Raw genomic sequence first — 17,719 nt, forward strand, 5'->3', positions numbered from 1 at the left:
AAGCGCGACGGCGAGTACTACGACGCGAACTGACTGGTCCGGGGTTGCCCGGACGGAAGCGGCGTCTCTCCCAGTTAATCGGCGTTAATTCGGTCGAATCGGCGCGCACGGTCGCGCCCGTTTAAGTGACGCGAGGTGGTAGAGCCGGCCAGCATGAGACACACGGTACTGGCGGTCGCTGCCCTCGTGGTCGTCGGCCTCGCCGCACCGGCGGTCGTCGCGTCACCGGCCGCGGCACCGGCCGACGCGGGCGGCACGTCGGCGGTCCAGGAGGCCGACGGCAACGAGACCGCGAACGAGACGGCCCCCGGTGCTCGGCTCGCCGGCGTCGTGAACGTGCAGGGCGCTGAAGTGGAGGGCGAAGTCGCCGAGCGGTCATTCGGCCGCCAGCTCGCCGCCGCGAAGTCCAACGCCTCGAAGGCGTCGGTGCTGGCGGACCAGACCGGCGACCTCTCCGAGCGCGTCGCCGAACTCCGAGACCGCAAGCAGGCGCTACGGAACGCCCGCGACAACGGCACCATCTCGCAGGGCCGGTACCGGGCCGAGATGGCGCGGGTGGCTGCGGAGCTATCGACCGCGAACCGGCTGCTGAACCGGACGGCGAGCGAGGCGCGGACGCTGTCGCCGAGGGCGCTCGCCGACGCGGGCGTCGACTCTGCCGACCTCGACCGACTGCGAGCGGCGGCGGGGAACCTCTCCGGCCCCGAAATCGCGGCGATTGCCCGCGACGTGGGCGGCCCGCCGGTGAACCGGTCGGTCGGCCCGCCCGGGAACAGGACCCAGGGGCCGCCCAGTGACGTGACGGCCGGGCCACCCGGAAACGAGACGGAGGGACCGCCGGGAAACTCGACCCGGGGGCCACCGGGAAACGGTACTGAGGGCCCCCCCAGCGACCGCACCCAGGGTCCGCCCGGCAACGACACGCGGGGATCGCCCGGCAACGACACGCAGGGGCCACCGGGTGACGATACCGGCGGCCCGCCCGAAAACAGCACGAACGGGCCGCCCGGGAACGGACCGGTCGCGACCGACGTTCTCCCGAGCCTGGACCGGACAGCCGTGTGGCTCGTCGCCGCGTCCGTGCCCGAGAGCCTGTGACACACCCCCGGTACTGTTTTGACCGTGGCCGTCCCGTTCGTAGTCGATGACTGTCCTCGACTCGTAGCCGGGCGTCCGACCCGGCTCGCCGCCAGCGGCCGGCGGCTGCCGCGTGCGGGCGTCACGACGGGCACCGGTTTCTGACCCAGCGAGACACCCACGCGCACATGACAGACAGACGGAATTCGACAGCAGTCGTCGCGAAACGACGAACAGACACACCCATCGAGACCGACGAGATCCGCGCGCTCTGCGAGGCCGCGGGCGTCGAGGTCGTCGCGGAGCGCACGCAGGCGCGCCCACGGGACCCGACGTACGACTTCGGCGACGGCGCTGTCGCCGACATCGCAGACCTGGTCGAGCGCCGTGACGCCGACCTCGTGGTCGTCGACGACCACCTCGACCCCGGGCGGGCGTACAACCTCGAAGCGGCGGTCGGCGCGGAGGTGGTCGACCGCGCGCGTCTCGTGCTGGACATCTTCGGGGAGCGCGCGGAGACCAAGCGCGCCCGGCTGGAAGTCCGGCTCGCCGAACTCCGGTACGAACTCCCGCGAGCGCAGGCTCGCGTCGAGCGCGGCGAGACCCAGGGCCGTCGGGGGTTCCAGAGCGGCGGCGAGCGCCCGGCAGCCCAGTTGCGGGCGGACTACCGGCAGCGCATCAAGGACCTCCGGGAGGAACTCGACCGGCTGGACGACGCCGACGACAGCGTCAGGGCGGCGCGCCGCGAGTCGGGATTCGACCTCGTGGCGCTCGCCGGCTACACGAACGCCGGGAAGTCCACCCTCCTCAGGCGGCTCGCGGACGACCTCTCCGTCGACGAGAACGACGGCCACGCCGACCGCACCGACACGGCCGCGTCCCGCGACCGGCTGTTCGAGACCCTGAACACGACGACGCGCCGGGCGACCGTCGGCGACCGCCGCGTCCTCCTCACCGACACGGTGGGGTTCGTGGACGACCTGCCGGGCTGGCTGGTCTCCTCGTTCCGGACGACGCTCGCGGCCGCCCGGGAGGCCGACGCCGTCCTCCTCGTCGTCGACGCGACCGACGACCGCGAGGAGATTCGGGCGAAGGTGGAGACGAGCCTCGATGAGCTGGCAGACGCCGACGGAGCGCTCGTCCCCGTGCTGAACAAACGGGACGAAGCGGACGACCTCAACGGGAAACGACGACTGGTCGCCGACCGCACCGACGCCGCACCGGTCGTCACGAGCGCGACCGAGGACGAGGGGCTGGACGCGCTCCGGGACCGGCTCACTGGGGCGCTGCCGGACCGCGAGCGCGTCTCGCTCTCCGTCCCGAACACCGACGACGGCAACGGCTTCCTGTCGTGGTGTCACGACCACGGCACGGTCCACGACCCCGAGTACGGCGACCGCATCGAGTTCGACTTCGAGGCGCGGCCAGAGGTCGCCGCGAAAGCCGAAGGGCGCGCCGAGACGGTGACCGACTGAGCCCGCCGGCACCTCGACGAGCACGGTCTCGGAACGACGCGTGGCGGACGCCGAATCGGGGTGCTGTCCGCGCCCGTGGCGGTCGTACGAACGCCCAGCACGTCAGAACAAAACAATCATCGCAGGGGGGTCTCTATCCGTCCAGTGTGTCTGCTCTGGGCTGGGGCTCGCGCTCGACTCTGCCGCCGGCGAGCGTGCTGAAGTACTACCTCTACAAGACCACCGAAGCGGTCGAGTTCTACCGCCCGATAATGTACCTCTTCTTCCTGGCGCAGGGCCTCGACTTCACGCAGATCGCCGTCCTCGAGGCGATATACAACGTGACGACGTTGGTCGGCGAGATTCCGACCGGCTACGTCGGCGACCGGGTCGGCCGGCGCAACAGCCTCCTCGTCGGCACCGCACTCATCTCGGTCACGCTGCTCGGCATCGGGCTGTCCAACTCGTTTCTCGCACTCGCGGTGCTGTACGCCTGCTGGTCGACCGGCTACAACTTCCGGTCGGGGAGCGAGGACGCGTGGCTGTACGACACGCTCACCGACGACCTCTCCGAGGACGAGTTCGCGCACGTCCGGGGTCGGGGCGAGTCCGTGTCGCTGGCCGTCGGCGCGGGCGCGGCGGTCGTCGGCGGCTACCTCGGGAGCATCGACCTGACGTACCCCTGGTTCGTCGCCGCCGCGGTCACGGCACTCGGCGTGGTCGTCCTCCTGACCATCGACGAGCCGGACACCTACGAGCAGGCCGACACTGCAGACCTGAGTTTCTCCCGGACGGCCGCCATCGTCCGGCAGACGCTCGCACAGCGGAACATCCGGTCGTTCGTGCTGTACTACTACGTCGTCTACGCGGCGGTGACGTACCTCGTGTTCGTGTTCCTCCAGCCCGTCTTCGAGAGCGTCGTCCTCGACTACGGCGTCTCCGAGACGCAGGTCAGGTCGCTGCTCGGGTGGTTCTACGCGGCGTACAGCCTCTTCGGCGCGGGGCTGAGCTACTACACGGGCGCGATTCGGGAGCGCGTCGGCCTCCGGGCGTGGTTCCTGTGGCTCCCGTTCGTGGTCGGCGGGGCGCTGGTCGGGATGTACTTCGTTCCGGTGCTGGCGCTGCCGACGTTCCTGCTGGTTCGCGGGCTCTCGGACGTGACGCGGTCGTTCGCCAGCCAGTACGTCAACGACCGCACCGAGACGGTGGGGCGGGCGACGGTGCTGTCCGCGATGGCGATGGTCAGCGGCCTCGCGGTCGTGCCGTTCCAGCTCGGCAGCGGCGTGGTCTCCGACGCCGTCTCGCCGCTGTTCGCGCTCGCGGTGGCCGGCGTGGTTCTCGTCGCGAGCTCGCTGGCCATCCGGCTCTGGGAGACGCCGGTCGAGCGGGCGCAGCAGCACTCGGACGCCGTCGAGGGGTAGTCGCGAGAGAGTCCGGGCGAGCCTCTGAGCCTGAATCGGCCGAAACGGTGCGTACGAGAGGTACGTCATATCGGTGCCAATTTCCGTTGCTGGTGAGAACCGCCTCGTATGGAGAATCCTCGCGCGATCGGGCTCCCGTTGTTGGTTCTCGGGACGCTAACAGCAGGTTCGTCTGTCAGCGCGCTCCTCGGGGAGTCGTACGCGTGGACGAGTCTCCCCGGGCTCGCTGATATCGCCGGGACAATTGGTGGACTCGCACTGGCGCTGATCGGCGTCGCCGTCCTTCAGCAACGGGGCGAGTTTGCGAGACAGTGAATCACGTATGGGGAAGTCCGCATCTGTAGTGAACGGGCGTTCCACCGCCACCAGCGAATCACGAACTCGGATTCACGACAGCTGTCAGCGTAGCGTTTGCCAGCCGAGCGGGAGCGACGGTCCCGCTTACCGAGCGGACGGCGTGATTCGAAAGGCGCGCCGTGAGCAGACGACTGAGAGCGCGAAGGACTCGAAGGAGCGCAGCGGAAGGTGCGTTCAGAAGACGGTCCGCTGGCAGCTCCCGCAGAGGTGCTCTTCTTTCCGGTCGACCTCTCGGACGGTGGGCGAGAAGTTCATCGCACAGCGGTTGTTGTCGCAGTGTTCGAGGCCGAGCGTGTGGCCGAGTTCGTGGACGACCTCCTTGCGGACGCGGTCGTCGAACACCTCGCTGGCGGGCCGGTCGGAGAAGCCGCCGTCGCTGGACGTCTGGAGCCGGTACGTGGAGACGACGCAGCCGCGGCCGTCGAGGTAGGCGAGGCCGAAGACGTAGTTGCGGCGGCGGTAGAAGAGGTCGTGGGGCGTGATGGCGATGGTCTTGTCGCCGCTGGTGGCCCGCGTGGCGGCGTCGATGAACTCGGCGGCGCGGTACTGGCTCCGGGCGTCGTCGTACGCCTCCGTCGGCACCGCCTGTGCGTCGGCGACGACCACCTCGCAGTCGTAGACGGAGCGGAGACTGGAGGAAGCCTCGCGTTTGACGTGCGCGGGCACGTCACCGACGGGGACGATATCTACCCGCATGAGGTATCGTTAAACGTGGGACGGCATAAACATCCCGCCGTGACGAATCCGCCCGCTGTCGCGGAGGTATTGGCGGACTACGAGGTTCTCGTGGAGGTCGGCGTGGGTCGCCGGACGGCGGTGGCGGCGGCGCTCGCCGACCGGGGGCGAGCGGTCACGGCGACCGACGTCGTGGAGCGAGACGTCCCCGATGGCGTCCGGTTCGTCGTCGACGACGTGACTGACCCCAACCCCGCGGTGTACGAGGACGCGGACGCGGTGTACGCGCTGCGGTGTCCACCGGAACTCCAGCGCGCGCTCGTGTCGGTCACGGAGCGAGCGGGCGCGGACTGCCTGTTCACGACGCTGGGCGGCGACCCGGTGGTGGTGCCCGCCGACCCGGAGACGGTGGCGTCGGGGACGCTGTTCGCGGCGAGGACGCGTAACTGACTTCTCCCGGGCGGCCGACTGTCGTAGTATGGACGTGGACGCGGTCGTGCTGGACGTCGACGGGGTGCTCGTGGACGTGGCCGACTCCTACCGGCGGGCCATCGTGGACGCCGTCGAGCACGTGTACGGCGACACCATCGAGAAGGCCGACGTCCAGCAGTTCAAGGACGCCGGCGGCTTCAACAACGACTGGACACTGACTGACGCGGCCGCACTCTGGGTGCTCGCCCGGCAGGCGCAGGGAGGAGACGGGGCGAGCGAGGCGGACAGCGCCCTCGGGAGCGTCGCGACGTACACTGACCGAATCGCCGACCACGGCGGCGGCCTCGACGGTGCCGAGGAGGTCGTCGACGCGACGCTGGACGCCGACGTTGTCCGGCAGGTGCGCGACGACTGGCAGCCCGAGCGGCTGCGGGACGTCTTCCAGCAGCTGTACCTCGGGAGCGACTACTACGAGGACCTGGAGGGCGGCGAGGCGGAGCTCGGCGTCGAGGGCTACATCCACGACGAGGACCGGCTGGTCTCGCCCGAGACAATCGAGGCGCTCACCGAACACTGGCCGGTCTGCGTGCTAACCGGGCGGCCGAGCGGGGAGGCGGACATCGCGCTCGACCGCGTCGGTCTGGACGTGCCCGACGAACGCCGGTTCACGATGGACGACTGGGAGGAGGGGAAGCCGAGCCCCCGGGCGCTGATTGCGCTCGCGGAGCGCACGGGTGCCGACTCGGTGGTGTTCGTCGGGGACACGCTCGACGACGTCGAGACGGCGCTGAACGCCCGAGCGGCCGACCCGAGCCGCGAGTACCACGCCGTCGGCGTGCTGACCGGCGGGCTGACCGGCGAAGAAGGGAGACAGAAGTACGAGGACGCGGGTGCCGACCACGTCCTCGACTCCGTGAACGACCTGCCCGACCTGCTGGTCGACTGACTGCCCGACGCCGGCGAGTGCTGGCGGCCACGCAATTCTTATTCGGGAGCCGGCCGTCGGTCGGCGTATGCGAATCGCGTTACTCGGCGGGACCGGTGACATCGGCGCGGGGCTGGCGCTGCGGTGGGCGTACGACACCGACCACGAGCTCGTGGTCGGCTCCAGGGACCCCGAGAAGGCGCGGGCGAAAGCCGAGGAGTACGAGACCGAACTGGACAGCCGCGGCGTCGACCGCAAGATTACGGGGTTCGCCAACGAGATGGCGGCCGACCGCGCGGACGTCGTGGTGCTGGCGGTGCCGCCGTACCACGTCGCCGACGTCGTCGCGGACGTCGCGGACAAACTCGACGAGGACGCGCTCGTCGTCTCGCCCGCGGTGGGTATCGGGAGCGACGAAGACGGCATGCACTACAATCCGCCGTCGGCGGGCAGCGTCACCGAACTCGTCGCGGACGCAGCGCCCGACCACGCGCGAGTCGTCGGAGCGTTCCACAACCTCGCGGCCGACCGGCTCGCGAACCTCGACGTGGACCTCGACTTGGACACGCTCGTCGTCGGCGACGACGCGGACGCCCGGAATCTCGCGGCAGACCTCGCAGAAGACATCGACGGGCTGCGCGCGCTGGACGCGGGTCCGGCCGCGAACGCGGCCGAGGTGGAGTCGCTGACGCCGCTGCTCATCAACCTCGCGCGGTACAACGACGGTCTACACGACGTCGGCGTCACGTTCGAGTGACGCCACCGCGCTGAGTTTCTCCGCGAGCGCGTCCGCGTCGGCGGCGAGTACGCGCACCATCGCTTCCTTCCCGACAGCGCCGGGGTCGAGGACGGCGTCCGGCGCGGTGTCGCGGCCGGCCATCGCCCGGGCTGCGGTCCAGTCCATCGTGCCGTCGGCACTGGCGGGCTCGTTCGTGCGGTCGACGGTCTCGGTGTCCCAGCGGTCGGCGAGCGCGTTCGCGCGGGCTTCGGTCCAGCGGACGTTCGCCGCCGCCGAAATCTCGGGGTCGTCGGCGCGGACGCCGAGCAGGAACCGGGCGACGTGGCTGGAGGCACCGGGCTCGGCTCCGCCGGCGGCGCGCACGCCCCGGGTCGTGGCGTGGAGGCGGCCGTCGACGGCGACGACGTCTGCGGGCTCGGTCGCGTCAGCGGGGGCGACGGCGACGTTCGTACCGACCTCAGGGACGAGCGCGGGCGGCCACTCGGTTTCGAGGGTGGTGACGACGCTCCGGACGGCGGCGACGGCGTCGGCCGTTCCGGGGTAGGTGGCGTCGGCCTCGTGGACGGCGTCGGCGACCCGGCGGTGGTCGACGGGGCCAGCGCCAGCGCCGAGCGAGAGGTCCGACTCGATGGCGGCGGCGACCGCGTCGACGCCGCGCTCGACGGCCGCGTGGCGGTCGTCGCCGTGCGCGAGCCGGGCGGCGATTGCCGCGGAGAGCGTGCAGCCGGAGCCGTGGGTGTCGGCCGTGTCGACGCGTTCGCGAGTGAACGCGCCCGTGGTCTCGCCGACGAACACGTCCACGGGGTCGCCGTCGAGGTGGCCGCCCGTGAGGAGCACGGCGTCGGGGCCGAGGTCGCGGACGGCCTCGGCGGCGGCGCGGAGGTCGCCTTCGGTCTCGACGTCGACGCCGGCGAGCAGTTCGGCCTCGGGGACGTTCGGCGTCGCGAGCGTGGCTTCGGGGAGGAGGTCGTTGCGGACGGCGTCGAGGCCGTCCTCGGTGAGCAGGCGGTCGCCGGACTCGGCGACCACCACGGGGTCGACAACCACCGGGAACGCGGCGTCGCCGAGCGCGTCCGCGACTGTCTCGACGACAGCGGCGTCGCCGAGCATCCCCGTCTTGGCCGCCGCGACGTCGAAGTCGTCGGTGACCGCACCGACCTGCGCGCGCACCGTCTGCGGGTCGAGGACGTCGCTGGCGGTGACGCCCCGCGTGTTCTGGGCGGTGACGGCGGTGACCGCCGACGTGCCGAACGCGCCACAGGCCTCGAACGTCTTGAGGTCGGCCTGCACGCCAGCGCCGCCGCCGCTGTCCGAGCCCGCGACCGTGAGCGCGACGGGTCGCATCAGTCGTCGTCGGCGGCGGGCGCGGCTCGACTCGGGAGGTCGACGCGCGGCTCGTCGACGCCGAGTTCGTCCATGACGGCGTTGGCTGCGACCTTCCCGGAGAGCAGCATCGCACCGAACGTCGGCCCCATGCGGGTGAGGCCGTGGACGGTCGCCGTCGAGAGGCCGGCGGTCACGAGGCCGTCGTGGACTTTGCCGGTCTGTTCGACGACCTTGTCCTCGCTGTCGGCGACCCACATGGAGTCGTGGCCGGGGGAGTCGTGGCCGGGCGCGCCGTACTCGCCGTCGGCGGTCTGGTCCATGCCGGTGGCGTGCTCTTCGACGTGTTCGATGCCGTCGGCCTCCAGAACGCCGCGTTCGTGGAGCTTCGAGACGACGACGGCCTCGTGGCCGGTGGCGTCGACGACCACGTCGGCCTCGATGGCGATGGGGTCGACGCAGGTGAGTTCGCGGGGCAGCGAGTGGACCGGCGTCCAGTTGACGACTGCGCCGGCGACCTCGTGGTCGTCGCGCACGACGATGTCGGTGAACTCGGTCATGTTCTGGATGCGGGCACCGGCGTCGCAGGCGGCCGCAATCATCGACGAGCAGGCGTGCGGGGCGTCGGCGACGGCGAGACCGTCGTTCTCCTCGTCGTACTCGTAGGGGACGCCGAGGTCGTCGAGGACGTCGTCAGCGGGCGACCGGACGGTGAGCTTGTTCATGAGGAAGCCGCCGAGCCAGAAGCCGCCGCCGAGGTAGTTGTTCTTCTCGATGATGGTGACGTCCACGTCGCGGTCCGCGAGTTCCTTGGCGGCCATCAGGCCGGAGGGACCGCCACCGACGATGATGACCTCGGTCTCGGTGTCGTCGAGGAACTCGTCGGTCCACTGGCGGGTGATTGCGCGCGTTACCTGGGCTTCACTTGCGTCGGCGAACGAGTCGAACGACATACCACTAGGTGTTACAACTGGCTAATTAAGCGTTTGGTCTCGGACTGGAGCCCAAAACGCTAAGCAGGGGCAGGCCGGCACTGCGAGCATGCAACCGGTGTGGGACGACGACGGCGTCTCGGCGGCGTTCGCGGACGCGTTCGAGACCTGGGTGGACCGAGTGGGTGGGGAGGTCGTCGAGAACGACGCGGACCGCGTCCGCGCCGAGTTCCCCGCGACCGACGAACAGATGATGACCGGCGTCGGCGTCTACGCGGCTAACGGCCGCCACATGCTACGCTTCGAGACAGTCCGCGAGGAACTCGAACTGAAGATGCTGACGCGGTTCGAAGTCGCGGACGACCAGCTCATCGTGCAGTCAGACAAGGGCTCGCGGACGTTCAGCTTCGACGGCGGCGACGGCGAGTGGCGCGTCGAGAAACACCCGATCTAGACGCCCCAGAAGACGGCGATGCCCGCGACCGTCACGACCGAGAGCAGCAGCTGCAGCGGCAGCCCGACGCGGAAGAAGTCCCCGAACGTGTAGCCGCCCGGTCCGTACACGAAGAGGTTCGTCTGGTAGCCGACCGGCGTCATGAACGCCGTCGACGCCGCGAACGTCACCGCGAGCACGAACGCGAACGGGTTCGAGCCCACTTCTACGGCCGCCTCCACGGCGACGGGAATCATCAACACGACGCTGGCGTTGTTCGAGATGACACTCGTGATGACGCCCGTGAAGACGTAGAACACCCACAGCACGCCGATTGCCGGGAGGACGGTCGCTGTCGACGCGACCAGTCCGCCCAGGAGTTCCGCGGCACCCGTCTGTTCGAGCGCGATTCCCAGCGGGATGACGCCCGCCAGCAGGAAGATGACGTCCCAGTCGACGGACTCGTACACCTCCGAGGGGTGGAGGACGCCGGTCCCCACCATCGCCACGACGCCGGCGAGCGCGGTGGTCACGATGTGGAACGGCGTCACCGTCGCCGCGAGCACCACGCCGAGCACGATGGCGACGGCGTACGGAATCTTCTCCGTGCGGTAGTCGGGCTCCTCGGGCTCGTGGGCGACGATGAAGTCCTGGTTCGCGGACAGCCGGTCGATGCCCTCCCGGGGAGCCTGCACGAGCAGCGTGTCCCCGACCCGGAGCTGCCGGTGGTCCATGCGCTCGTGGACCGTCTCCCCCCGCGACCGGAACGCCAGCACGTTCGCGTCGTAGCGCTGCCGGAACGTCGCGGACGCCAGCGTCTCCCCGGCGAGCGACGACCCCGACGGGATGACGACCTCCACGAGCGCCTGCTCGTCCTGCGTGGTCGGTTCGAGTTCCGCCTCCTCCTCGGGCGTCCCGGACAGCGCGAGGTCGTCGACGGTCGCGATGTCCCCGAGTGTGTTCCGGTCGGTCCGGATGGTGAGGGTGTCGCCGGCCCGGACGACCTTCTGGCCGAGGGGTTCGATGAAGCGCTCGCCGTCCCGCACCAGCCCGAGCACGTCGGCGTCGAAGCGGTCGAAGTCGATGGCCTCCCGGACGGTCTTCCCGACGATGGGCGAGTGTTCGCCGACCACGACCTCGGAGAGGTAGTCGCCCATCTCGTACTCCGCGAGGTAGTCCTCCTCGGCGGGCACCCGGTCGGGGAGCAGGCGGGGCGCGACGACGAACAGGTACAGCGACCCGACGGCGAGGACGACGACGCCGAGGTGCGTGAACTCGAACATCGAGAACGCGTGTAGCCCCTCGACGCCCTGCTCAGCGCCGAGCCGCGCGGCCGTCTCGCTCGCCAGGAGGTTCGTCGACGTTCCGATGAGCGTCAGCATGCCGCCGAGCATCGACGCGAACGACAGCGGCATCAACAGCTTCGACGGACTGGTCTTCCCCTTGTGTGCGAGGTCCGAGATGACGGGGACGAGGATGGCGACCACGGGCGTGTTGTTGATGAACCCCGAGACCGGGCCTCCCGCGCCGATGGTCGCTGCGAGCTGGCGACGCCGGCTGTCCCCCGCGAACGCCGACAGCTTCCGGCCGACAATCTGGACGAGCCCGCTCCGGCTGACGCCGGTCGACAGGATGAGCATCGCGAGCACCGCGATTGTCGCCTTGTTCGAGAACCCCGAGAGGCTCTCCGTGGTGGACACCTGCGTCCAGTCCCCCAGCACCACCAGCACCACCATGATGAGGATGGCGGTGACGTCGATGGGCAGCCACTCCGTCACGAACAACACGAGCGCACCGAGCACGACCGCGAACACCACGAGGACGTCGACAGAGACGCCCCCGAGCGCGGACACCGTGGCCGGCGTCGCCACTGACATGACTGCACGCAGAGCCGGGGGCCACGAAAGCCTGCCGGAAGGCTACGAACCGCGGGCCGGCGCGGCCGCTACCGGAGTCGCGACGGCGGAGGAAAGTGGGTCGTTACGCGCCCGCGGACTCGAGGGCGTCCTCGAGCTGCTCGCGCTGCGTGACGCCGACGAACCGCTCGACGACGCCCTCGTCGTTCTCGACGACGATGGTCGGAATCGAACGCACCTGGTATTCGTTGGCGACGTCCTCGGCCTCGTCGACGTCGATTTTCTCGAACGTGACGTTCTCGCCGTAGTCCTCTTCGAGGTCCTCCAGAATCGGGTCCTGGGTCTTGCACGGGCCACACCAGTCGGCGTAGAAGTCTTTGAGCGTGACAGTCATCCGTATATTGCGGGTTGACGACCGCACTGGTTAAGGGTTTCTCACGGCACGGCGATTGCCGCGAGTTACGGCAACACGAAAGGTTTAGGCGGCCGCACGGCGAGAAGTCGTGTATGAGCAGTGGCCAGAACTCCGGCGGCCTGATGTCCAGTGCGGGCCTCGTCCGGTACTTCGACTCGGAGGACTCCAACGCGCTCCAGATCGACCCGCGGTCAGTCGTCGCCATCGGCGCGTTCTTCGGTATCGCCGTCCTGTTGCTGCAGTTCTTCGCGTAGCGAGAGGCTTTTTCCCGGCAGTCGCCTACCGAGTGGTATGACAGTGACAGCCGGCGTCGTCGCCGTGCAGGGCGACGCCTCCGAGCACGCCGACGCCGTCCGTCGGGCGGCCGACGCCCACGGCGAGTCCGCCGACGTCCGCGAAATCCGGACGTCCGGCGTCGTCCCGGACTGCGACGTCCTCCTGCTGCCGGGCGGGGAGTCGACGGCCATCTCGCGGCTGCTGGCCCGCGAGGGTATCGACGACGAGATTCGCGCACACGTCGCCGACGGGAAGCCGCTGCTGGCGACCTGCGCAGGCCTCATCGTGTCCTCGACGGACGCCAACGACGACCGCGTGGACACCCTCGACCTCCTCGACGTGACCGTCGACCGGAACGCGTTCGGCCGGCAGGTCGACTCCTTCGAAGCGCCCCTGGACGTCACGGGCTTCGAGGAGCCGTTCCCGGCGGTGTTCATCCGCGCGCCCGTCATCGACGAGGTGGGCGACGACGTCGACGTGCTCGCGTCCTGGGACGGCCGACCGGTGGCTGTCCGTGACGGCCCCGTGGTCGGGACCTCGTTCCACCCCGAGTTGACCGAGGACTTCCGCATCCACGACCTGGCGTTCTTCGAGACACCGGAGGCGGGCCAGTGACCCCGACCGGCACACCGGCCGCAGCGGTGGAGGGGGACGCGTGAACGCTCACATCGACGCCGTGCGCGTCGCGGAGACTCCCGACGGCCCGGTCTCGGTGGTCGTCCTCGGCGCGGACGACCGTGAGGACGTCCTCCCCATCTTCGTCGGGTTCGAGGAGGCAGCGAGCATCGCTCGCGGGATGGACGCCCGCGACATCGGCCGACCGCTCACCCACGACCTCACGCTCGACGTGATGGAGGAACTCGGCGGGCGCGTCGACCGCGTGGTCGTCTCCGACGTCGATGACGGGACGTACATCGCGGACCTCCACGTGGCGACGCCCCGCGGGAGCGCGGTCGTGGACGCCCGGCCGAGCGACTCGCTGGCACTCGCGGCGCGCACGAACGCGCCCATCGAGGTGGACGAGACCGTCTTCGAGGACGGCGCGCGGTCGCCCGACGAGTTCGACGAACTCAGGGACGTGCGCGAGGTGATGTCGGTATGAGCGACGCGCTCCGCGAGCTGTTCGACGTCATCGAGGACCGCAAGGAACGGATGCCGGAGGACTCCTACACGGCGAGTCTGCTCGACCACGACGAGAAGGGCGAGAACGCCGCCCTAGAGAAGCTCGGCGAGGAGGCGACGGAGTTCCTGCTCGCCGCGAAGGACGGCGACACCGACGAACTCGCCCACGAGGGCGCCGACATCGTCTACCACATGCTGGTCGTGCTCGCCCAGCACGACATGGACGTCGAGGACCTGCTGGACGAACTCGAAGCGCGGCGCTGACCCGACGGCGAGCCGGTCTTTTTTCTCCCGGGGACGCGACCACCGCACCGATGCAGACGGTGGTCTCCGCCGACGGTACCGAGATAGCCTACGAGTCGCGAGGCAACGGCAGACCGATTGTGCTCGTACACGGCATAGCGGGCAGCAAAGAGAGCTGGCGAACGATTCCGGAGCGGCTCGCCGACGACTTCCGGGCAGTGGCTATGGACCGACGCGGCCGGGGCGACAGCGGCGACGGCGATAGGTACGCGCTCCAGCGGGAGGTCGAAGACGTGCAGGCGGTGCTGGACGCCGTCGGCGACGACCCCGTCCTGTTCGGACACTCTTTCGGCGGGCTGGTGGCACTCGAAGCCGCGGCAGACGCCGACATCGACTCTCTCCTGCTGTACGAGCCGGCTGTCGTCGTGGGTGAGCATCCGGGTGGCGTACAGCGCGCGGCCCGGATGCGGGACCTGCTCGCTGCCGGCGACCGCGAACAGGCCGTGGAGCTGTTCTTCCGCGGTTTCGGCGGTCAGGAGCTGGTCGACGAGATGCCGATTGCCGCGATTGCGGGCATCGCCGAAACCGTCGTGCGCGAACACGACGTGGTGGTCGAGTACGGAGTCGATGAGTTCGACGCCGACGTGGATGCACCGGCGCGGCTGGTCGTCGGCGAAGCGAGCGACGACCACGTCAACCGCGCCGTCGACGCCGTCGCCGACCGGCTCGGTGCCGACGTGGTCACGCTCGCGGAGACGGGCCACCACGGGCTGGAGACCGCACCGGCACAGCTAGAGGACGCGGTCCGGTCCTTCCTCGATTAGTCGGCGAGCAGGCCGCCGATTGCGCCCGCGACGGCGCTGTCGACGGCGAGCGCGAAGAACACGACCAGCGAGAGCGCCGCGACGCCGAGCCCGAGCGCGCCCGCCGGCGCGAACGCGAGCCCCACGACGACGCTCGCCAGCACGAGCAGCGACACGACGACGACACCACCCAGTGCGCCGGCGAGCAGGCCGTGGAGCGCGCCGTTCCAGACGCTGCCGGCCGCCATCCAGCCGGCGACGAAGCCGCCGACCAGCCCCGCCGCCGCGTGGCCGATGCCGGGGAGCGCGAACGCGAACAGCCCCAGGACCAGTTCCACGCCGAACCCGACGAGCACCGCGCGCCAGTTGACCATACCGCGGACAACGACGTGGCGGGCTAAAAGCCCCGCGTGCGGATACGTGGCCTTTTACGTGTCGGCACCCAATCCTGTGCTATGATTTTCGAGAGCCTGCCGACGACGCCCACGTCGGAGGAACTCCTCGACAAGGCGTTCTCGCGGGCGGCCCGGGCCGGGCGCGCGAAACAGGGCGTGGAAGCACAGCAGTCGATGCTGCAGACGGCGTCGAACATCCTCGGCGACAACCTCCACAACGTCGTGACGGAGTGGCCGGACTTCGACCACGTGGACCCGTTCTACGGCGAGCTGGCGGACGCCATCCTCCGCGAGGAGTTCGCGAGCGAGGACGGCGTCGACGAACTCCGCCAGCACCTCTCGGAGCTGTCGTGGGCGTCCTCGAAGACCCACGACCTCGGCCGCGAGTACATCGGGCGGCTCCCGAACGACGCCGAGAAAGCGCGCAAACTCCGCAAGCAGGGGTTCGCGCGCATGGGGTCGGTGATGAATCAGGTCGAGGACGACCTCGCGGCCGTCGGCGCGGCCCGTGACGCCCTGAAGACGATTCCGGACATCCGGCCGGACGTCCCCACGGTGGTCGTCGCGGGCTACCCGAACGTCGGGAAGTCGTCGTTCGTGAACGCCGTGACGAACGCGAACATCGAGACCGCGGAGTACCCGTTCACGACGAAGTCCGTCGACATCGGGCACTTCCAGCACGAACGCGTCACCTGGCAGCTCGTCGACACCCCGGGGCTGCTCGACCGGCCCGCAGACGAGCGCAACGAGATCGAGGACCAGGCGGTGTCGGCGCTCACGCACGTCGGCGACGTCATCCTGTTCTTCCTGGACCCGAGTGGCACCTGCGGCTACCCCCTCGGCGACCAGCGCGCACTCCGCGCCGAGGTCGCCGACCGCTTCGGAGACACGCCGCTGGTCACGGTCTGCAGCAAGACCGACCTCTCGGAAGAGGTCGAGGCGGACTGCTACATGAGCGTCGAGAACGACGAGGGCATCGAGGAGACGCTGAACGCCGCCGTCGAGGCCGCCGGCCACGAGCCCGAGCTGCCGTTCGAGGAATAGCGAGCGTCCGAGCAGCGCGAGGACCCTCGGAAAACGCGAGCAGTAGCGAGCGTCGGAGCGGCCGCTAGGGAGTGAGAATCCCGGATATTGCGACCGGTGAGGTGTTAGAACGGTGCCTTGGGACCGGTGTCATCCGTGCTGCGGCCCGCGGACCCGCAGCCACAGCCAGACTCGGTCGTGATGCCGGTGACGGGGTCGAGTTCAGTGACGAGCGTGTTCTCGATTGCGCGCTCGGTGTCCGCCGAGACGCCGTCCGAGCAGCCGCAACTGAACGACAGCGTGACGACACCGGTGTCCGCGTCCACTCGCTGCACGACTCGTTTGCCGCCGCGGAGGTCGGGGAACTCGCTGTCGAGTGTGGCCGCGACCCGGCTCCGGAGCGTCGCGGCAGTCACGTCTCGGGATTCGGTGGCGTCTGTGCTCATGGAGTATGGTACTCGTTGCCGGCACTTACTCGTTGGGGGAGAGCCCTGTCTCCGTCGTGCCGGTGCGTCCGCGTCAGCCGGCGCGTTCGACCTGCACGTACCTGACTTCGACGGCGAGGTCGTGGCCGGTGCGGACTTCGATTCGCGTGGCGAGTTGCTCCGGGAGGTCCGGGTAGGAGGCGTCCGGGGGGACGCCGAGCGTGACGACGACGGACTGCGGCTGACGGGAGACGAGGCCGCGTTCGTACCGGAACTGGACGTCGAGGCGAGAGATGCGGTCGTACTCGGCCTGAGCAGTGACGTCCGCGATGGCGCGGTCGACGGCCTGTTCGGTTTCGGCCGCCTCGAAGGACGCGAACGTGACGCCGCCGAGGAACGCCGACAGCACGGCGATGGCGACGGCGAGCGTGGCGGCGCGCTTGACGAGCGCGGCCCGGGCCTCCCCGACCTGAAAGAACTTGTCCGGGCGGTAGCCGGAGTACCAGAGGACGAGCAGGGCGGCGAGGTTGATGGACAGAACGTTCACGCCGACGAGGATGGCGGACCCGACCGCGAGCGTCGGGATGCCCCACGCGATACCGATGCCGACGGCGGCGGCCGGCGGGATGAGCGCCACGGCGATGGCGACGCCGACGAGCGCCGAGGAGACGCCGGTCATGAGGCTCGTGACGCCCGCGACGCCAGCGCCGAGCGCGACGACCAGCGAGAGGAAGTCCGGCCGGAGGCGCTCGCGGACTTCCGCGAGCGAGAGCACGTCGAGGCCAGGCGGGACGACGTGCGTCGACTTCACGAGGAACGCGAACACCGCAGCCCCCGCGATGGACAGCAGGACGCCCACCACCTGGAGGCGGACGCCGCGAGCGAAGAGGTCGTCGTCGTCGACGACGGTGCCGACGCTCGCAGACATCGCGGGGCCGAGCAGTGGCGCGATGACCATCGACCCGACGACGGTCGCCGGCGAGTCCAGGAGGAGGCCGGCGGTCGCGATGACGGTGCTGACGATGGTGAGAACGCCGTAGGTCACGCGGGCGGGCGCGAGGTCTTCGGCGCGAGCGACGAGTTCCTCCCGGGCGATTCGGTCGCTCCCGGACTCGTCGTCGTTCTCGTAGCGGTCTTTCAACTGCTCGAAGCGCCGCGAGACGACCGTTTCGGCGCTCAGGACGACCGTGTACGCGTCCTCGGAGAGCCCGACAGACTGCAGCGAATCGAGGACGTCCTCGACGGCCTCGGTCGGCAGCGGGAAGTGGACGACGGCCGTGTATTCGCGGCTGCCCGTCTCGTCTGTCACGACGTAGTCGACGCCTTCGTCGTCGAGTTGGGCGAGAACCGCGTCCCGCTTGCCGGCGGGGACGGTCACCTGAACGAGTCGCAC

The 17,719-nt window shown here is 69.8% G+C and carries 21 protein-coding genes; 13 read left to right on the forward strand and 8 right to left on the reverse strand.

Translation table 11 applies throughout. The annotated features are described in order from the left end of the window. Positions 1-153 precede the first annotated feature (153 nt). From BMW35_RS07755 to BMW35_RS07765, 3 genes are all read left to right on the forward strand, one after another. A complete protein-coding gene (locus tag BMW35_RS07755) occupies positions 154-1,098 on the forward strand; it encodes a hypothetical protein (RefSeq protein ID WP_089668791.1) in 945 nt (314 codons plus the stop codon). 167 nt (positions 1,099-1,265) lie between these two features. Next, positions 1,266-2,552, forward strand: a complete 1,287-nt coding sequence (hflX, locus tag BMW35_RS07760; RefSeq protein ID WP_089668792.1) for a GTPase HflX — start codon at positions 1,266-1,268, stop codon at positions 2,550-2,552. A gap of 251 nt (positions 2,553-2,803) precedes the next feature. Beyond that, positions 2,804-3,952: an MFS transporter gene (locus BMW35_RS07765; RefSeq protein ID WP_089670377.1), complete on the forward strand. Its 1,149-nt coding sequence runs from the start codon at positions 2,804-2,806 to the stop codon at positions 3,950-3,952. Between the two features lie 531 nt (positions 3,953-4,483). Here BMW35_RS07765 and BMW35_RS07775 read toward each other — a convergent pair. Then, on the reverse strand, positions 4,484-5,005 hold the full coding sequence (locus BMW35_RS07775) for an archaemetzincin family Zn-dependent metalloprotease (protein WP_089668794.1): 522 nt from the start codon (positions 5,003-5,005) through the stop codon (positions 4,484-4,486). Positions 5,006-5,044: 39 nt separating this feature from the next. On the opposite strand from BMW35_RS07775, the gene BMW35_RS07780 reads away from it, so the two are divergent. The 3 genes from BMW35_RS07780 to npdG all read left to right on the forward strand — a co-directional run bounded on the left by BMW35_RS07780 (position 5,045) and on the right by npdG (position 7,098). Continuing rightward, positions 5,045-5,434, forward strand: coding sequence for a UPF0146 family protein (locus BMW35_RS07780; RefSeq protein WP_089668795.1), 390 nt, complete (start codon positions 5,045-5,047; stop codon positions 5,432-5,434). Positions 5,435-5,462: 28 nt separating this feature from the next. Then, a complete protein-coding gene (locus BMW35_RS07785; RefSeq protein ID WP_089668796.1) occupies positions 5,463-6,362 on the forward strand; it encodes a TIGR01548 family HAD-type hydrolase in 900 nt (299 codons plus the stop codon). A gap of 67 nt (positions 6,363-6,429) precedes the next feature. Next, a complete protein-coding gene (gene npdG, locus BMW35_RS07790) occupies positions 6,430-7,098 on the forward strand; it encodes an NADPH-dependent F420 reductase (protein ID WP_089668797.1) in 669 nt (222 codons plus the stop codon). On the opposite strand, the gene thiD is transcribed toward npdG, so the two are convergent. After that, entirely contained in the window at positions 7,069-8,424 is a 1,356-nt protein-coding gene (gene thiD, locus BMW35_RS07795; RefSeq protein WP_089668798.1) for a bifunctional hydroxymethylpyrimidine kinase/phosphomethylpyrimidine kinase, read from the reverse strand. The two genes, npdG and thiD, sit on opposite strands and share 30 nt — an antisense overlap. Beyond that, on the reverse strand, positions 8,424-9,356 hold the full coding sequence (locus tag BMW35_RS07800; protein WP_089668799.1) for a sulfide-dependent adenosine diphosphate thiazole synthase: 933 nt from the start codon (positions 9,354-9,356) through the stop codon (positions 8,424-8,426). Before BMW35_RS07800 ends, thiD begins: the two co-directional genes overlap by 1 nt. Before the next feature lie 88 nt (positions 9,357-9,444). Between BMW35_RS07800 and BMW35_RS07805 the strand changes: the two genes are divergently transcribed. Continuing rightward, a complete protein-coding gene (locus tag BMW35_RS07805; protein ID WP_089668800.1) occupies positions 9,445-9,789 on the forward strand; it encodes a hypothetical protein in 345 nt (114 codons plus the stop codon). Here the strand turns inward: BMW35_RS07805 and BMW35_RS07810 are convergent. Beyond that, positions 9,786-11,645, reverse strand: coding sequence for an SLC13 family permease (locus BMW35_RS07810; protein ID WP_089668801.1), 1,860 nt, complete (start codon positions 11,643-11,645; stop codon positions 9,786-9,788). The genes BMW35_RS07805 and BMW35_RS07810 overlap by 4 nt on opposite strands. 103 nt (positions 11,646-11,748) lie before the next feature. Further along, complete coding sequence (trxA, locus tag BMW35_RS07815; protein WP_089668802.1) at positions 11,749-12,018, reverse strand: thioredoxin; 270 nt, start codon at positions 12,016-12,018, stop codon at positions 11,749-11,751. Between the two features lie 113 nt (positions 12,019-12,131). Here trxA and BMW35_RS07820 point away from each other — a divergent pair, with 113 nt between their 5' ends. Genes BMW35_RS07820 through BMW35_RS07840 form a run of 5 tightly spaced genes read left to right on the forward strand, consistent with a single transcriptional unit; the run spans position 12,132 to position 14,504 of the window. Then, positions 12,132-12,293, forward strand: coding sequence for a preprotein translocase subunit Sec61beta (locus BMW35_RS07820; protein WP_089668803.1), 162 nt, complete (start codon positions 12,132-12,134; stop codon positions 12,291-12,293). A 37-nt stretch (positions 12,294-12,330) separates the two neighbouring features. Next, a complete protein-coding gene (gene pdxT / locus BMW35_RS07825) occupies positions 12,331-12,930 on the forward strand; it encodes a pyridoxal 5'-phosphate synthase glutaminase subunit PdxT (protein WP_089668804.1) in 600 nt (199 codons plus the stop codon). Positions 12,931-12,970: 40 nt separating this feature from the next. Beyond that, positions 12,971-13,417, forward strand: coding sequence for a bifunctional nuclease family protein (locus BMW35_RS07830; RefSeq protein ID WP_089668805.1), 447 nt, complete (start codon positions 12,971-12,973; stop codon positions 13,415-13,417). Next, entirely contained in the window at positions 13,414-13,701 is a 288-nt protein-coding gene (gene hisE / locus BMW35_RS07835) for a phosphoribosyl-ATP diphosphatase (protein ID WP_089668806.1), read from the forward strand. Before BMW35_RS07830 ends, hisE begins: the two co-directional genes overlap by 4 nt. Positions 13,702-13,751: 50 nt before the next feature. Then, positions 13,752-14,504, forward strand: a complete 753-nt coding sequence (locus BMW35_RS07840) for an alpha/beta fold hydrolase (protein WP_089668807.1) — start codon at positions 13,752-13,754, stop codon at positions 14,502-14,504. Here BMW35_RS07840 and BMW35_RS07845 read toward each other — a convergent pair. Further along, entirely contained in the window at positions 14,501-14,857 is a 357-nt protein-coding gene (locus BMW35_RS07845) for a DUF5518 domain-containing protein (protein ID WP_089668808.1), read from the reverse strand. The genes BMW35_RS07840 and BMW35_RS07845 overlap by 4 nt on opposite strands. Before the next feature lie 81 nt (positions 14,858-14,938). Between BMW35_RS07845 and BMW35_RS07850 the strand changes: the two genes are divergently transcribed. After that, a complete protein-coding gene (locus BMW35_RS07850; RefSeq protein WP_089668809.1) occupies positions 14,939-15,922 on the forward strand; it encodes an NOG1 family protein in 984 nt (327 codons plus the stop codon). Between the two features lie 104 nt (positions 15,923-16,026). On the opposite strand, the gene BMW35_RS07855 is transcribed toward BMW35_RS07850, so the two are convergent. After that, a complete protein-coding gene (locus tag BMW35_RS07855; protein ID WP_089668810.1) occupies positions 16,027-16,347 on the reverse strand; it encodes a hypothetical protein in 321 nt (106 codons plus the stop codon). A 73-nt stretch (positions 16,348-16,420) separates the two neighbouring features. Continuing rightward, positions 16,421-17,719 (reverse strand): TIGR00341 family protein, encoded by a 1,299-nt coding sequence (locus BMW35_RS07860; RefSeq protein ID WP_089668811.1) that lies wholly within the window; start codon positions 17,717-17,719, stop codon positions 16,421-16,423.

Source organism: Halobacterium jilantaiense (assembly GCF_900110535.1).
In the GTDB taxonomy this organism is placed as follows: domain Archaea; phylum Halobacteriota; class Halobacteria; order Halobacteriales; family Halobacteriaceae; genus Halobacterium; species Halobacterium jilantaiense.

Excerpts from the sequence above, each read along its gene's own strand:
- pdxT (WP_089668804.1), top strand. The coding sequence starts at position 12,331 with ATGACAGTGACAGCCGGCGTCGTCGCCGTGCAGGGCGACGCCTCCGAG.
- hflX (WP_089668792.1), top strand. The coding sequence starts at position 1,266 with ATGACAGACAGACGGAATTCGACAGCAGTCGTCGCGAAACGACGAACA.
- BMW35_RS07845 (WP_089668808.1), bottom strand. The coding sequence starts at position 14,857 with ATGGTCAACTGGCGCGCGGTGCTCGTCGGGTTCGGCGTGGAACTGGTC.
- thiD (WP_089668798.1), bottom strand. The coding sequence starts at position 8,424 with ATGCGACCCGTCGCGCTCACGGTCGCGGGCTCGGACAGCGGCGGCGGC.
- BMW35_RS07755 (WP_089668791.1), top strand. The coding sequence starts at position 154 with ATGAGACACACGGTACTGGCGGTCGCTGCCCTCGTGGTCGTCGGCCTC.
- BMW35_RS07850 (WP_089668809.1), top strand. The coding sequence starts at position 14,939 with ATGATTTTCGAGAGCCTGCCGACGACGCCCACGTCGGAGGAACTCCTC.
- trxA (WP_089668802.1), bottom strand. The coding sequence starts at position 12,018 with ATGACTGTCACGCTCAAAGACTTCTACGCCGACTGGTGTGGCCCGTGC.
- BMW35_RS07785 (WP_089668796.1), top strand. The coding sequence starts at position 5,463 with ATGGACGTGGACGCGGTCGTGCTGGACGTCGACGGGGTGCTCGTGGAC.
- BMW35_RS07800 (WP_089668799.1), bottom strand. The coding sequence starts at position 9,356 with ATGTCGTTCGACTCGTTCGCCGACGCAAGTGAAGCCCAGGTAACGCGC.
- BMW35_RS07765 (WP_089670377.1), top strand. The coding sequence starts at position 2,804 with ATGTACCTCTTCTTCCTGGCGCAGGGCCTCGACTTCACGCAGATCGCC.
- BMW35_RS07775 (WP_089668794.1), bottom strand. The coding sequence starts at position 5,005 with ATGCGGGTAGATATCGTCCCCGTCGGTGACGTGCCCGCGCACGTCAAA.
- npdG (WP_089668797.1), top strand. The coding sequence starts at position 6,430 with ATGCGAATCGCGTTACTCGGCGGGACCGGTGACATCGGCGCGGGGCTG.
- BMW35_RS07840 (WP_089668807.1), top strand. The coding sequence starts at position 13,752 with ATGCAGACGGTGGTCTCCGCCGACGGTACCGAGATAGCCTACGAGTCG.
- hisE (WP_089668806.1), top strand. The coding sequence starts at position 13,414 with ATGAGCGACGCGCTCCGCGAGCTGTTCGACGTCATCGAGGACCGCAAG.
- BMW35_RS07810 (WP_089668801.1), bottom strand. The coding sequence starts at position 11,645 with ATGTCAGTGGCGACGCCGGCCACGGTGTCCGCGCTCGGGGGCGTCTCT.
- BMW35_RS07820 (WP_089668803.1), top strand. The coding sequence starts at position 12,132 with ATGAGCAGTGGCCAGAACTCCGGCGGCCTGATGTCCAGTGCGGGCCTC.
- BMW35_RS07805 (WP_089668800.1), top strand. The coding sequence starts at position 9,445 with ATGCAACCGGTGTGGGACGACGACGGCGTCTCGGCGGCGTTCGCGGAC.
- BMW35_RS07855 (WP_089668810.1), bottom strand. The coding sequence starts at position 16,347 with ATGAGCACAGACGCCACCGAATCCCGAGACGTGACTGCCGCGACGCTC.